Origin of the sequence: Amycolatopsis tolypomycina, assembly GCF_900105945.1 — a bacterium.
Classification (GTDB): Bacteria; Actinomycetota; Actinomycetes; order Mycobacteriales; family Pseudonocardiaceae; genus Amycolatopsis; species Amycolatopsis tolypomycina.
In genome coordinates this window covers 2,460,225-2,474,777 of record NZ_FNSO01000004.1, presented here as the reverse complement: position 1 = coordinate 2,474,777, position 14,553 = coordinate 2,460,225, and the positions used below count along the sequence as shown (strand labels likewise).

Annotated in this window: 12 protein-coding genes; 2 read left to right on the top strand and 10 right to left on the bottom strand. The window is 71.5% G+C overall.

Features of this window, described 5'->3' with window-relative positions; all coding sequences use genetic code 11:
* Nucleotides 1–19: 19 nt before the first annotated feature.
* Nucleotides 20–967 carry an alcohol dehydrogenase catalytic domain-containing protein gene (locus BLW76_RS21360; protein WP_167384670.1) on the top strand — a complete coding sequence of 316 codons (948 nt, stop codon included), beginning with the start codon at nt 20–22 and terminating at the stop codon, nt 965–967.
* 2 nt (nt 968–969) lie between these two features.
* Here the strand turns inward: BLW76_RS21360 and BLW76_RS21355 are convergent, their stop codons facing one another.
* Genes BLW76_RS21355 through BLW76_RS21330 form a run of 6 tightly spaced genes read right to left on the bottom strand, consistent with a single transcriptional unit; the run spans nt 970 to nt 8,249 of the window.
* Nucleotides 970–2,145, bottom strand: coding sequence for an acyl-CoA dehydrogenase family protein (locus BLW76_RS21355; RefSeq protein WP_091310110.1), 1,176 nt, complete (start codon nt 2,143–2,145; stop codon nt 970–972).
* Nucleotides 2,142–3,272 (bottom strand): dimethylsulfone monooxygenase SfnG, encoded by a 1,131-nt coding sequence (gene sfnG / locus BLW76_RS21350; RefSeq protein WP_091310108.1) that lies wholly within the window; start codon nt 3,270–3,272, stop codon nt 2,142–2,144. The genes BLW76_RS21355 and sfnG overlap by 4 nt, the downstream gene beginning before the upstream one ends.
* Nucleotides 3,199–4,866 (bottom strand): dipeptide ABC transporter ATP-binding protein, encoded by a 1,668-nt coding sequence (locus BLW76_RS21345; RefSeq protein ID WP_244170247.1) that lies wholly within the window; start codon nt 4,864–4,866, stop codon nt 3,199–3,201. Before BLW76_RS21345 ends, sfnG begins: the two co-directional genes overlap by 74 nt.
* Nucleotides 4,863–5,693 carry an ABC transporter permease gene (locus BLW76_RS21340; protein ID WP_091310104.1) on the bottom strand — a complete coding sequence of 277 codons (831 nt, stop codon included), beginning with the start codon at nt 5,691–5,693 and terminating at the stop codon, nt 4,863–4,865. Before BLW76_RS21340 ends, BLW76_RS21345 begins: the two co-directional genes overlap by 4 nt.
* Complete coding sequence (locus BLW76_RS21335) at nt 5,686–6,642, bottom strand: ABC transporter permease (RefSeq protein ID WP_091310103.1); 957 nt, start codon at nt 6,640–6,642, stop codon at nt 5,686–5,688. Before BLW76_RS21335 ends, BLW76_RS21340 begins: the two co-directional genes overlap by 8 nt.
* Nucleotides 6,639–8,249 carry an ABC transporter substrate-binding protein gene (locus BLW76_RS21330; RefSeq protein ID WP_091310100.1) on the bottom strand — a complete coding sequence of 537 codons (1,611 nt, stop codon included), beginning with the start codon at nt 8,247–8,249 and terminating at the stop codon, nt 6,639–6,641. The genes BLW76_RS21335 and BLW76_RS21330 overlap by 4 nt, the downstream gene beginning before the upstream one ends.
* Before the next feature lie 212 nt (nt 8,250–8,461).
* On the opposite strand from BLW76_RS21330, the gene BLW76_RS21325 reads away from it, so the two are divergent.
* The gene (locus BLW76_RS21325) at nt 8,462–9,274 is read left to right on the top strand and encodes an LLM class flavin-dependent oxidoreductase (RefSeq protein ID WP_091310098.1); all 813 of its coding nucleotides are present in this window, start codon (nt 8,462–8,464) and stop codon (nt 9,272–9,274) included.
* On the opposite strand, the gene BLW76_RS21320 is transcribed toward BLW76_RS21325, so the two are convergent.
* Genes BLW76_RS21320 through BLW76_RS21305 form a run of 4 tightly spaced genes read right to left on the bottom strand, consistent with a single transcriptional unit; the run spans nt 9,271 to nt 14,513 of the window.
* Complete coding sequence (locus BLW76_RS21320; protein WP_091310096.1) at nt 9,271–10,914, bottom strand: ABC transporter ATP-binding protein; 1,644 nt, start codon at nt 10,912–10,914, stop codon at nt 9,271–9,273. The genes BLW76_RS21325 and BLW76_RS21320 overlap by 4 nt on opposite strands.
* Nucleotides 10,911–12,581 carry an ABC transporter substrate-binding protein gene (locus BLW76_RS21315; protein ID WP_091310093.1) on the bottom strand — a complete coding sequence of 557 codons (1,671 nt, stop codon included), beginning with the start codon at nt 12,579–12,581 and terminating at the stop codon, nt 10,911–10,913. The genes BLW76_RS21320 and BLW76_RS21315 overlap by 4 nt, the downstream gene beginning before the upstream one ends.
* A 10-nt stretch (nt 12,582–12,591) precedes the next feature.
* On the bottom strand, nt 12,592–13,587 hold the full coding sequence (locus BLW76_RS21310; RefSeq protein ID WP_091310092.1) for an ABC transporter permease: 996 nt from the start codon (nt 13,585–13,587) through the stop codon (nt 12,592–12,594).
* Nucleotides 13,587–14,513 (bottom strand): ABC transporter permease, encoded by a 927-nt coding sequence (locus BLW76_RS21305; RefSeq protein ID WP_091310089.1) that lies wholly within the window; start codon nt 14,511–14,513, stop codon nt 13,587–13,589. Before BLW76_RS21305 ends, BLW76_RS21310 begins: the two co-directional genes overlap by 1 nt.
* Between the last annotated feature and the right edge of the window lie 40 nt (nt 14,514–14,553).

Sequence of the window (14,553 nt, the reverse complement as noted above, 5' to 3'; positions counted from 1 at the left end):
CGAACTCAGGGAGAAGACAGTGAAAGCAGTTGCGGTACAGCGGTTCGGCGATCCCGGCGGCATGGCGGTCGTGGACCTCCCCGACCCGCGGCCGGCCGCCGGGCAGGTGGTGATCACCCCCGAGGCGATCGGCGTCGGCGGCGTCGACGTGCTGATCCGCCGCGGCGCCCTCGCCGCGTTCGGCTTCGAACCCGGCCACGTCCTCGGCGGCGAGGTCGCCGGAGTCGTCACGGCACTGGGCGCGGACGTCGACGAGTCATGGGCCGGCGCACGCGTCTGGGCCCCCACCGGCGAGGGCGGCGGCTACGCCGAGCAGGTGCTCGCCCCGGCAGCAACGCTGGTGCGGCTGCCGCCGGAGGTGTCACCGGTCGACGCGGTGACCGTCGCGGGCTCCGGCGTGGTCGCCCACTTCGGCCTCCGCCACGCCCGCTTCGCCCCCGGCGAATCGGTACTGGTCCGCGGCGCGGCCGGCGGCATCGGCGTGATGGCGGTCCAGCTCGCGGCCCGCACCGGCACGGTCGCGGTGACGACATCGTCGGCCGGGCGCGGCGCCCGCCTGCGCGCGCTCGGCGCCACCCGGGTGCTGGACCGCACCGGCGAGGGCGCCACCGGCCACGACGTTCTCTTCGACGTCGCGGCCGGGGACGAGCTGCCCTCGTTCTTCGCCGGGCTCAACCCCAACGGGCGGGTGGTGACGGTGGGCGTGGTCGCGGGCCCGCCGCCGGCCCGGCTGGTCGCGGAGATGTTCACGGCGTTCCGGAAGTCGCTGTCGTTCGCGGTCTTCAGCGCCGATTCGGTGTCCACAGAGGATCGCTGGACGGTGGCGGCCGAGCTGCTGGCCGCCGCGGGCCGCGGTGAGGTGGACGCCGTTGTCCACGACGTGCTGCCGTTGTGGCAGGCCGCCGACGCCCACCGGCAGCTCGACACCGGCGCCGTGTTCGGCCGGATCGCGCTCGTCCCCGAGTGACCTCACGTGTACCAGGTCGGCGTCGGGTACTCGCCGAGCAGTGCGTACTCACCCACCTCGCGGCGCTTGTACGGCAGCGGGTCGTGCAGCGAGTGCGTCCGCAGGTTGCGCCAGAAGCGGTCCAGCCCGTACTTCGACGCGCTCGCCCTGGCGCCGGTCAGCTCGAAGATCTTCGTCCCGATCTCCAGGCCGGTGTCCACCGTGCGCTGCTTGGCCGCGGCGATCAGCACCGCCACCTCGCCCCGCGCTTCGGGCGTCAGCTCTTCGCGCGGGGCGTGGAGCACGCGCGAGATCGCCGCGCCCGCCTTGTCCACCAGGGCCTCTGCCGCCCACAGCTTGGCCTGCAGGTCTCCGTAGCCGTCGAGGATGTACCACTCCTCCGACGCCGCCTGCTTGTCGTCGCCGCCGTACGGCCAGGCTCGGGTGTGGTCCCGCGTGTACGCCAGTGCCGTCGCCAATGCTCCCTGGGCGATGCCGAGGTAGAAGTTGGTGAAGACGAGCTGGATCGCCGGGACGTTGAGGGTGTTGTACACCAGTGGCCGGAACTTGCGGTCGACGTAACCGGCCGCCGACTCCCAGGGCACCCGGACGTCGGTGATCGTCACGCTGCCGGATTCGGTGAGCCGCTGGCCGATGTTGTCCCAGTCGTCGTGGAAGGTGATGCCCTCCTGCTGGGACGGGACGATCGCGAAGATGTGGTCCTCGGTCCCCGCCAGGACACCTTCCAGCACCGTCAGGTCCGAAACCTTGCTGCCGGTCGAGAACGACTTGTGTCCGTTGTAGACGATCGAGTCGCCGTCGTCGGTGATCGTCAGGTCGGAGTCGCGCGGGTTGACCGCGCCGCCGAAGAACAGGTTGCCCGTCGTGTACAGCTCTTCGACGGCCGCCACCTGGGCGTCCGTGGCCACCAGGCGGGCCGCCCACGCCCACAGGTAGTGGTAGCCCAGCAGCTGCCCGATCGAGCCGTCCGCACGAGCGATCTCGCGGATCACCCGGTACGCGGTCTCCCAGGTCTGCCCGCCACCGCCGTGCTCGGCCGGACCGAGCAGGGTGACCAGGCCGGCGTCCTTCAGCAGCCGGACTTCCTCATACGGGGTCTCGCCGCGGCGGTCGCGCTCGACGGCGTCGACGGCGAGCTTGGCGGCGACCTCGCGGGCGCGTTCGATCCAGTCGGTCATGCTCGGCTCCCCACGGGTTCGGGCGTCGCGGCGCCGCGGTCGAGGTCCTTCTCCAGTTCCCGGATGATCGGCAGCACGTGCTGGCCGAAGTACTCGACGTCCTCCTGGAAGTGCAGGAAGCCGAGCAGCAGCAGGCTCGCGCCGCGGCGCTTGTATTCGATGGCGCGTTCGGCGATCTGCTCCGGGGTGCCGATGAGCCGGGTGCGGAAGCCGTCGTTGTACTGGACGAGGTCGGCGAACTCCGAGTCCGCCCACATGCCCTTCTTGTCCGCCGTCGAGTTGCCGGCCTGCTGCACCGCCGAGCGGAAGCCCTCGACCGCTTCGACGTTGGCCTTGGCGACGATCTCGCGCAGCACGTCCCGCGCTTCGGCTTCGGTCTCGCGGGCGATCACGAAACCGTTCAAGCCGAAGCGCACGGCGTGGTTGTTTTCGGCCGCGTAACCCCGCACTTCGGCGACCTGTTCGCTGAACCCGTCGTAATCCTTGCCGTTGCTGAAGTACCAGTCCGAAACGCGGCCGGCCAGCTTGCGGGCGGCCGTCGAGTTCCCGCCCTGGAAAATCTCGGGATGCGGACGCCCGTCACCCGAAAGGGGCTTTGGCTTGATGTCGAAGTCGTGGATCCGGTAAAAGTCGCCGGCGAACTCGGCGTGGTCGTTGGTCCACAGTTCCTTGAGCACCCGGATGAACTCTTCGGACCGGCGGTAGCGCTCGTCATGCTCCAGCCACGGCTCGCCGAGGCCGGTGAACTCGTCCTTGAACCAGCCGCTGACCACGTTCACCGCGGCCCGGCCGCCGGAGAGGACGTCCGCGCTGGCGATGAACTTCGCCAGCACCCCGGGCTGCCACAGCCCGGGGTGCACGGCCGCGATCACCTTCAGCCGCTGCGTCGCCAGGAGCAGCGCGAGGCTGAACCCGGTCGATTCGTGTTGGTAGGCGGCACCGTAGCTGGCGGTGTAGCGCACCTGCGTGAGCGCGTATTCGAACCCGTTGTTCTCGGCGATGACCGCGAGATCCCGGTTGTATTCGTACCCCCAATCAGTGCGCTGCTCGATGTCACTCGTGACGAGCCCGCCGCTGACGTTCGGCACCCAATAAGCGAATTTCAGAGGTTCGTGGAACTGGGTCATGACCGGAGAATGGGGCATGGCCGCACGGCTCGGCAAAAGCATCCACGTGGTGGGAAAATGACCGGCGACCGGGAATCGCGGCCAGCAGTTCCTTCGTGTACTCCGCTTCCGGCCGTTCCAGCACCTGCGCCGCCGGGCCCAGTTCCACCAGCGCGCCCGCGCGCATGACCCCGACGTGGTCCGCGAGCTGCCGGACCACCGCGAGGTCGTGCGAGATGAACAAGTACGACAACCCCAGCGAGGACTGCAGCTCCGCCAGCAGCCGCAGGATCTGGGCCTGCACCGAGACGTCCAGCGCCGACACCGGTTCGTCGCACACCACCAGGTCCGGGTTCAGCGCCAGGGCCCGCGCGATCGCCACCCGCTGCCGCTGCCCGCCCGACAGCTCCGCCGGTTTCCGGCGGGCCACCGACGCCGGCAGGGCCACCTGGTCGAGCAGCTCCGGGACGCGCGTGCGGGGCAGCCGGAACGCCCGCAACGGCTCCGCGACGACGTCCTCGATGGAGAACTTCGGGTTCAGCGACGCGTACGGGTTCTGGTAGACGATCTGCATCCGCCGCCGCAGCCGCCGCAGTTCGTCGCCACCGAGGGACGTGATGTCCTGGCCGTCGAACGCGATCGAGCCCGCCGACGGCGTTTCCAAGCGCAGCACCATCCGCGCGGTCGTCGACTTGCCCGAGCCGGATTCGCCGACCAGGGCCAGGGTCTGCCCGCGCGGGATGTCGAACGAGACGCCGTCGACCGCGCGGATGCCGCCGTCGAACGTCTTCGCCAGGTCCCGCACCGACACCAGGGGCTCGGCCGCAGGCGCGGGCGGCCGCACCGCGCTCGACAGGCTCGGCGCCGCCGCGATCAGCTGCTGCGTGTACGGGTGCGTGGGCGCGCTGACGACCGACGCACCCTCCTCGACCACGCAACCCTGCGACAGCACCACGATCCGCGACGCCCGGTCGGCCGCCACCCCGAGATCGTGCGTGATGAGCAGGATCGCCGTGCCCGATTCGGCCGCCAGCGACGTCAGGTGGTCGAGGATCCGCCGCTGCACGGTGACGTCGAGGGCGCTGGTCGGCTCGTCCGCGATGATCAGCTTCGGCCGCCCGGCCAGCGCCGACGCGATCAGCACGCGCTGGCGCAGGCCGCCCGAAAGCTGGTGCGGGTACTGCCGCGCCCGCAGCTCCGGCTGGGGCACGCCCGCGCGCTCCAGCAAGGAGATCGCCTCCCGGGAAGCGGTCCGCCGGTCGGCGAGGCCGTGGATCTTCAGCACCTCCGCGACCTGGTCGCCGATCCGGTGCACCGGGTTCAGCGACACCGCCGGGTCCTGCGGCACCAGCGCGATCTCGCGTCCGCGCACCGAACGCCACTGCCGGGACGACAGCGTCAGCAGGTCCCGGCCGTCGAAGGTGATCGAGCCGCCGTCGACGCGGCCGCCGCGCGGCAGCAGCCCGATCGCCGCGTGGGCCGTGGTCGACTTGCCCGAGCCCGACTCGCCGACGACGGCGACCACTTCACCGGCGCCGACGTCGAGGCCGACGTCGTGGACGGCCGGGACTCCCCGGTACGACACGGCCAGGTCCGCGATGCGCAGCAGGGTCATCGGTCGCCTCCGTCCAGCGCGCGGGACAGCCGGTTGGCGGCGAGGACCACCGCCGCGACCGTCAGTCCCGGGAACGTCGTCATCCACCAGGCCGTGGCCAGGAAACTGCGCCCGCCCGCGACGAGCGCGCCCCACTCCGGGGTGGGCGGGGTCGCGCCGAAGCCGAGGAAGCTCAGCGCGGACACCTCGAGCACGGCCGTGCCGAGGGTGAGCGTCGCCAGGGCGAGCACCGGGCCCGCCGCGTTGGGCAGGACGTGCCGCAGCAGCACCCCGGACCAGCGCACTCCCCCGGCGCGCGCGGCTTCGACGAACACGCCGGTCCGCACGCGCAGCACCTCCGCGCGCATGACCCGCGCGAAGGCCGCGAGGTTCGCGATGCCGACGGCGATCGCGACGTTCGTCGTGCCGAAGCCCAGCGCCGTGACCAGGGCCAGCGACAGCAGGATCGGCGGGATGGCGAGGAAGACGTCGACGATCCGCATGATCACGGTGTCCGCCCAGCCGCCGCGGAACCCGGCGAGCAGGCCGAGCGCCGACCCGGCCACCAGCGCGACGAGCACGGCGATGGCGGTGGCCCGCAGCGAGAGCGCCGCACCGTGGATCACCCGCGCGTAGACGTCACGGCCGGTCTCGTCGGTGCCGAACAGGTGCTGCAGCGACGGGCCCTGGAGCCGTTCCTTCGGGACGCCGGCGATCGGGTCGTACCCGGTCAGCAGGCCCGGCACGAACGCCGCGAGCAGCACGAACACCAGCACCGCCAGCGCCAGCACGAGCCCCGGGGGCACTTTCACGTGAAAGTGCCCTTTCGGGAGGGTCAGCTCAGCCATGGGGAACCGCCTCCGGGGTCCGCGCGATGCGCGGGTCGAGCAGCGGGTACAGCAGGTCGACGACCAGGTTCAGCACCACGAACACGAGCGCCGCCAGCACGATCACCGCCTGCACCACCGGGACGTCCTGCGCGGTGACGGCGGCCGCGGTGATCCGGCCGACGCCGTCGCGCGAGAACACCGTCTCGGTGATCACCGACCCCGCGACGAGGTTGCCCGCCACCACCCCGGCGACGGTCAGCGCCGGCACGGCCGCGTTGCGCAGGAGGTGTCCGAAGTGGACGCGCAGCGGGCTCGCGCCCTTGGCCGCCGCGATCTCCGCGTACGGTTGCTCCTGCTGCGTGGCCAGGCTCTTCGCCAGCACCTGCCCGATGATCGCGCCGGTCGGCAGGGCCAGCGTGACCGCGGGCAGGATCAAAGCCGAGAAGCCCTGCGTGCCCAGCGCCGGCAGCAGCCGCAACCGGAACGAGAAGAACTGGATCAGCAGCAGCCCGACCCAGAACGGCGGCAGCGAGATCGCCAGCGACGGCAGGGACAGCAGGGCCTGCCGCAGCCAGCGGAACCGGGTGAACGTGCCGAGGAACGCCGAGCCGCCGCCGAACAGCACCGCGAACACCAGCGCCGGCCCGGTCACGGTGAGCGTCGGCGGCAGGGCCGTGACGACCATGTGCGTGGCGTCGTCGCCGGTCGCGACGCTGCGGCCGAAGTCGCCGTGCAGGGCCGCGACCAGCCGTTTCAGGTACTGCACGGGCAACGGCGAGTCGAGGCCGTACTCCGCGCGGGCGGCGGCGAGCTGCTCGGGCGTCGCCGACGAGCCCGCCTCGCCGCTGGCGAGCTTCGCCGAGACGGCGTCGCCCGGCAGCAGGTAGAGGATCAGGAACGACAGCGTGAACGCCGCCCACAGCACGAACACCGCCTGCCCGGCGCGGCGGAGGAGGTAGCGCCTCACGACAGCCACGCGTCGAACAGCTGCAGCCGCGACGACGCCTCGAAGTCGACGGCGTGCGCCTTCGAGCTCAGCGCGACGACCTGGGTCAGCTCGAACACCGGGACGGCGTAGGCGTGCTCGACGATGAGCTTCTGCGCTTCGTCGGCCGACGGCTTGCGCTTCGCGACGTCCACAGTGGACGACTGGGCGTCCAGGGCGGCGTCCAGCGGGTTGCCCGGGGTGAGCTTGCTGCGGTTGCCCGCCTTGGTGGAGAACTGGCTGCGCAGGATGTCCGGATCGGCGCGGGTCACGTTGTACCAGAGGAAGTCGTAGTTGCCGCTCAGCTGGATCTGCGTGGTCTCGGCCGTGGTGTGCTGCTCGATCCGCAGGTCGAAGCCGATCTTGCGGAGCTGCTGCTGCACCAGCTCCAGCACGCTGCGGTTCTGGTTGAACACCGGCGAGAACACCACGGACGCGCTCAGCTTCTGCCCGTTCTTGACGCGGATCCCGTCGGGGCCGGGCACCCAGCCGTCGCCGTCCAGCAGCGCGGCCGCGCCCTTCTGGTCGTACGCCAGCTGCTGCGACAGGTCGCTGGCCAGCGGCGTTGCCAAGCCGAGGATGCTGGTGGCGGCCTGGTAGCTCGGCGTCAGCACGGTGTTCACGACCTCGGCGCGGTCGACGCCCTTGAGCACGGCCTGGCGCACCTTCTCGTCGGTGAGCACCCCGCGGGTGGTGTTGGCGTGCAGGTTGAACACGACACCGGGGTTGGGCCGGATGTTCTCGCTGAAGCCGTTGCCGGTGAACTGCGGCTCGTCGACCGGCTGGATGTCGGTGGCCGCGTCGAGCTGGCCGGAGGCGAGGCTGCCGGTGCGGACGCCGGGCTCGGGCACGATCTTGTAGTCGATCTTGTCCAGGTAGGCCTCGCCCCGGTGCTTGAACAGCGACGAGCCCCAGGCGTAGCCCTTCCGCTTGGCGAGCACGATTTCCTGGTTCTGCTTCAGGCTTTCGAACACGAACGGCCCGGAGCCGATCAGCCCGGTGCCCTGGCAGCGCTGTTCCGGGGTGTTCTTGAACGCCGCGGGCGCGAGGACGCCGAGCGAGACGGTCGAACTGGCCTGGAGGAACTGGGCGCTGGGTGCCGAGAAGTCGAGGCGGACGGTCTGCGGGTCGACGACGGCCGACCCCTTGTAGGCGGCCAGGTAGCCGAAGCCGAGCTGGGCCTTCGTGCCGAGGGCCTTGATGCCGTCGAAGCTCGTCTTGACGGCGGCGGCGTCGACCGGGCTGCCGTCGGAGAAGGTCGCGCCGGGCCGCAGGTGGAAGGTGAACGCCGTGGAGCCGGCGTTGACGTCCCACTTCTCGGCCAGCCACGGCTTGATCTCGCCGGTCTTCGGGTCCTGGTCGGTGAGCGAGTCGACCAGCTGGCGGGCGACGTTGATCGACGCGTTCGTGGCGGTCTGCTGCGGGTCGATGCAGTCGGGCGCCGAGGAGATGCCGAGCCGCAGGATGCCGCCCGGCTTAGGCGGCCCGGCGTCGGTGGCGGATTCAGTGCCCGCCGCGGAGCAGGCGGTCAGCAGCACGGGCAGGGCGAGCAGGGCCGCGGCGTTGCGGGCGCGGGAAAGAGGGGACACCGGACGGCCTCCAGCGGGGAGCGGTTGCGCTTTCGGAACGCGACGCTAGCCATGCGCTGGCGGCCGTCCCACTCCGCGAACCGGCGTCCCAGCTTCTGGCACCGCGGCGAGACACCCTTGACACGCAAGGATTTTGTGCTGTGTCCACCGTCCGCCGGTCCACATCCTGAACGTGCGTGCGCCGCGGCGGCGCACCGGATAGCTGTGGAGCCATGACTTCTCGCAGCCTGCACGTCGCCGTGGAGCTGTCCCCCGGCGCGCCGGCAGGCACCGCCATGACCGCCGAACGGGCCGGGTTCACCTTCGCCACCTTCGACGACTCCCCGCGGCTCGACGCGGTCACCCGCGCCGCCTACGTCGCCACGCGGACCGACCGGCTCGGACTCGCGGTGAACGTCACCACGGCCGAGCCGCTGCACCTGGCCGCGCGGCTGGCGAGCCTGGACCACGCCTCGCACGGGCGCGCGGCCTGGGTGGTCGGCCCCGGCGCACTGCACCACGAAGCGGCCGAGGTCGTCGAAGTCGTGCGCCGGCTGTGGGACTCCTGGGACGACGACGCCGTGATCGAGAACCAGGACCCGCCGATCACCCGGCGGCCACCGCAAGGCCGGCTGGTGGTGTGCGCGTCCGACGCACTGGCCGGGGCCGTGCGCCCGGACATCGTGCTGGTGGGCGGCACCGGACTCGACGACGTCCGCACCCGCGCCCGGCGCGCCCGCGACACCGGGGCCCCGCTGGTCTTCGCCGAGGTCGAGGTCCGGCTCGGCGAGGCAGGCCGCCGGCCATCCGGGGACCGGTTGCGCTACACCGGGTCCGCGCCCGGCCTGACCGAGCTGCTGGGCTGGCTCGCCACGAGCGTCGACGGCGTCCGCCTGCACTTCGCGGACCCGGCCGCCGAGCTGCCGGCGCCGGCCGGCGAGGTGCTGCCGGCGCTGCGCGCCGAAGGCCTGCTCACACCACCCGCGCCGGGAGCCACGCTGCGGGCGTCGCTCGGTCTCCCGCGTCCGGAAAGCGTGGTGGCTTAGCGCAGCTGCCGCCAGGCTTCGCGGCGCCGGCGCTGGGCCTGCGGGTCCGCGACCGGCGCCGCCGACAGCAACCGCTGCGTGTACGGGTGCGCCGGTGCCGTCAGCACCTCCTTCGCCGGCCCCTGCTCCACCACCCGGCCCTGGTGCATCACCGCGACCCGGTCCGCGAGCTGCTCGATCACCGCCAGGTCGTGGCTGATGAACAGGCACGCGAACCCGAACTCCTGCCGCAGTTCCCGCAGCAGATCCAGGATCCGGGCCTGGATCGTCACGTCGAGTGCGCTCGTCGGCTCGTCGGCCACCAGGAGGTCCGGGCGCAACGCCAGGGCCCGCGCGATGCACGCCCGCTGCCGCTGGCCGCCCGAGAGCTCGTGCGGGTACCGGCCCGCCAGTGACGGCGACAGCTGGACCGCGGACAGCAGTTCCGCGACTCGTTTGTCCACTTCGGACGACCGGACTGCGCCGTGCAGCCGCAGCGGCGTCGCGACGCTCTCCCCCACCGTCGTACGCGGGTTCAACGACGACAGCGGGTCCTGGAACACCACGCCGACGCGGCGGCGCAGCGCCTTCGCCGCCCGGCCGCGGACCCGGGTGATGTCCGCGTCGCCGATGCGGACCGAACCGGCAGACGGCGCGAGGAGGCCCGCGACCGCGCGGGCCACCGTGCTCTTGCCCGAGCCGGACTCGCCGACCAGGCCGAGCACCTCACCCGGCTCGACGTGCAGGTTCACGCCCGCGGCGGCGTGCACGGACAGGGTGCGGAACCGGCCGCGGTAGGTGACCGACAGGTTCTCCACGCGCAGCAGCGGTGCCACGGCGGGGACGTCCGGGATCGACGCCACCGGGTGCGTGGTGACCGCGCTGCCGAGCGAGACGACCGAGCCGAGCAGCTCCCGCGTGTACTCCTCGGCCGGCGCGGCGAAGATCGTCTCGACCGGGCCCTGCTCGACCACGCGGCCGTCGTGCATCACGACCACCCGGTCGGCCAGGTCGGCGACCACGCCCATGTCGTGCGTGATCAGCAGGATCGCCGTGCCCAGCCGCTCGCGCAGGTCGCGCAGCAGCTCGAGGATCTCCGCCTGCACGGTGACGTCCAGCGCCGTGGTCGGCTCGTCGGCGATGAGCAGCTTCGGCTCGTTCGCCACCGCCATCGCGATGACGACGCGCTGCAGCTGCCCGCCGGACAGCTCGTGCGGGTAGGACCGGAACCGCTGCCGCGGGTCCGACAGCCCGACCAGGGTGAGCAGCTCGATCGCCCGCTCCCGGGCGGCCGGTGCCGCGAGCGGCTGGTGCGTCCGGATGGCCTCGACGAGCTGGTCCCCGATGGTGAACACCGGGTTCAGCGCGCTCATCGGCTCCTGGAACACCATCCCGACGTCGCCGCCGCGGACCTCCCGCAGCTCGGCCGGGGTCAGCGCGTAGAGGTCCCGCCCGGCCAGCTCCGCCCGGCCCGTGACGCGGGCCGTGGGCGGGAGCAGGCCGAGCAGGGACATCGCGGTGACCGTCTTGCCGGAGCCGGACTCCCCGACCACGGCGACGACTTCGCCCGCGTGGACCTCGTAGCCGACCCCGCGGACGGCTTCGACGTCCCCGAACGAGACCGCGACGTCGTGCAGCCGCAGGAGCCCGGCTCCGCTCATTGGATGATCCCGAACTTGCGGTAGTCGACGTAGGCCGGGAAGCGCCCGATCTGGACGTCACCGACCTGCGAACCGTGCAGGAACGAGTTGCGGGTGTAGATCAGCGGCACCACGGGCGAGTCGGCGAGGATCTTCTTGTCCAGCGCCGCCCACTTCTTCCCGGCCTCGGCCGGGTCCACGGTGGCCTGTGCTTCGGCGATCAGCTTGTCGACCTCGGGGTTGTTGTAGCGGGATTCGTTGTACCCGCCGTTGCCGATCTCGGTGGACTGGAACAGGGGCTGGATGTTCGCGTTGGCCGACGGGATGTCCGGCTGCCACGAGGTCAGCGTCAGGTCGTAGTCCGAGAGGCCCTTGGTGTCCACTTCGGACGTGTAGGTGTCCTCGTCGAGCGGCTTGATGGTGATCTTGATGCCCGCCCGGGCCAGCGACGCCTGGATCGACGCTGCCTTCTCCGGGTAGCCGTTTTCGTTGTGGGTGGCCAGGACCAGGCCGTCGATGCCGTTCGGGAAGCCCGCTTCGGCCAGCAGCTGCTTGGCTTTGGCCACGTCACCGGACGGCGGCGCCGGGTACAGGTCGTACTGCTCGCGGCCCTGCAGGCCCGGCGTGATCAGCGTCGTGGCGACGTCGCCGGCCAGCTGGGCGCTGCCCGCGCTGGCGACCTGGTAGGCGGCCTTGTCGACGGCGTACTGGAAGGCCTGGCGCACCTTCGGGTTCGTCAGGTTGCCGCGCTGGGTGTTCAGCGAAAGGTAGGCCAGCGCCCCGGATTCCGACGTCACCAGCCGCGACTTGGCCGAGGCGCTGCCCTGGATCTGGGCCAGCTGCGCGGGCGAGGCGAACGACATGCCGAAGGCGTTGCGGTCGGTGCCCGTGTCGTCGATCAGGCGCTTGGAGATGACGCTGGTGTCCTGGCCGAGCTCGAACTCGATGGTGTCCGGGTTGGCCAGCCGCGTCTTGTCCTCGTCGCGGCTCCAGTTCGGGTTGCGCGTCAGCTTCGCCGACTTGCCGCGCTCGTAGCTCGCCAGCTGGTACGGGCCGGACGCGACCGGGTGGTCACCGTAGTTCGCCTCGGCACCCTTGCCCTTCGGCACCGGCGAGAAGGCCGGGGTGCTGGCCACCCAGTTGAAGTCGCCGTAGGGGCGGGCCAGGTGGAAGACGATCGTCTTCGGGTCCGGCGTCTGGATGGAGTCGAGCTCCTTGCCCTCGAACGGGCCCTTGTACGCCAGGCCCGGCGAGAGCAGGTCCTTGTGGTAGGCCAGACCGCCGGAGAACGCGGGCGCGAACGAGCGCTCGAGGCCCCACTTGACGTCTTCGCTCTTGATCGGCGTGCCGTCGGCGTACTTGAGGCCGTCCTTGAGGGTGAACGTCCACGTCTTGCCGCCGTCGCTCGGCCGTCCGGTGTCGGTGGCCAGGTCGGGCACGATCGTGGTGTCCTTGCCGGGCGCGACGTCCCACGACGTCAGCCGCCGGTGGATCAGCCCGAGCGTGGTGACGACCAGGTTCGAGCTCTTCGCCGGGTCCCACGTGATCGAGGGCGCGTCGTTGAGCAGGACGAGGTTGCCGCCCGGCTTGACGGTGCCGCCCTGCCCCGCCGGTGTGTCGTTGGCGCCGCACGCCGTCAGCAGCGTGACGGCGGCCAGCACCCCCGCGGCGAACCGCAGCTTTTTCATCGTGTCCCCTTCAGACAAGGCGGGCTCGCGGATCGAGCGCGCCGTAGCAGAGATCGACCAGGAAGTTCAGGACCGTGACGAGCAGGGCCGAGAACAGCGTCACGCCGAGCAGCACCGGCAGGTTCAGCGACGCGATCGCGTCGACGAGCAGCCGCCCGACCCCGGCCATGCCGAAGATCCGCTCGGTGATCACGGTCCCGGCCAGCAGCGCACCGAGGTCGACGCCGAACACGGTGATCACCGGCAGCAGGACGTTGCGCAGCGCGTGCCGTCCCACGACCTTGCGTTCGGTCAGGCCCTTGGCCCGCGCGGTGCGGATGTAGTCCTCACCGAGGGTCTCCAGCATCTGGCCGCGGGTGAGCCGCGCGTAGATGGCCGCGTGCAGGAAGGCCAGGACGCACCACGGCAGCACGAGGTGCCACGCCCACTGGGCGGGATTTTCGCTCAGCGGCACGTACCCGGACTTCGGGACGACGTCGAGACCGAAGGCGAAGATCGTGATGCCGACCATCCCGGCCAGGTAGGCGGGCATGGACACCCCGGCCATCGCGGTGGCCATGGTGATCCGGTCGACGGCGGTCCCGCGGCGCAGCGCGGAAAGCACGCCGAGGCCGACGCCGAGGACGATCCAGATCGCCGCGGCGCCCAGCGCGACCGAGAAGCTGACCTCGATCCGGTCGCCGATCTCGCTGAGCACGTCGACGTTGTTCTGGAAGTCCCAGCCGAAGCACGGTGCCGTGCAGTGGATCGCCGCGGCGCCGGTGCCGAACGTGCGGCCGCCGACGATCCCGCCGAGGAACTCGAAGAACTGCCCGTACCAGGGGATGTCGTAGCCCATGAACTCCCGCGCCACCTGGAGGCCTTCGGGGGTGCACGGACGGCCGCAGGCCATCCGGGCCGGGTCGGCGGGCAGGATGTAGAACACGACGAACGTCACGAACGCGACGACGAGCAGGACCAGGAGCATCCCGGCGAACCGGGTGGCGACGAAACGGGCGGTGCGCATCAGGCCGCGCCTCCCGAACGCGGGTCGAGCGCGTCGCGGATCGCGTCGCCGACGACGTTGAACGCCAGCGTGATCAGGAACAGCAGGAGCCCGGGGAAGACCAGGTACATCGGGTCGGTCTCGAAGAAGTCGATGGCGGTGCTGATGGTGCGGCCCCAACTGGGGGTCGGGGGCAGGACGCCGACGCCGAGGAACGACAGCGCGGCCTCGCTGCCGATCATCGACGGGATGGACAGGCTGGCGACGACGATGACCGGCGCCCAGAGGTTGGGCAGCAGTTCCTTGGTGAAGACGTGCCACGGGCCGCCGCCGATGACCTTGGCCGCGGCGACGAAGTCGCGCTTGGCCAGCGTCAGGGTCTGGGCCCGGACGATGCGGGCCACGCGCGGCCAGCCGAAGAGCCCGAGGACGACGATCAGCGTGACCTGCCGCGGGAAGTCGACCGGCAGGACGGCGCCGAGGGCGATCATGAAGATCAGGTACGGGAAGCCGAGGATGACGTCGGCGGTCCAGGTCACCAGGCGGTCCCACCAGCCGCCGAGGTAGCCGGCGCTGACGCCGATCACGACGCCGAGCGCGGTGCCCAGGACGGTGGCGCCGAGCCCGACGAGCAGCGACGTCCGCGCGCCGTGGGCGACGAGCGCGAAGAGGTCGACGCCGGTCAGCGGCTCGACCCCGAACCAGTGCGCGCCGCTCACGCCGCCGAGCGTCCCGGCGGGGAGGCCGGTCGGGCCGAGCGTCGAGATGTCAGGGACGAGGCTCTGCCCTTCGGCCAGGACCCACAGGTCGGCCCCGGCAGCGAGCAGCACGATGACGACGATCAGGACGGCGCAGGTGGACGTCCACCGCCCGGACCGGACGGCACGCCAGACCGCGGCGGGCAGGGAGCGCGCCGCAAGCGGCGACGGCAGGGCAGGGGCGGACACAACACCTTCAAGGTTCAGCCGATCGAGTGACGATCAGGGA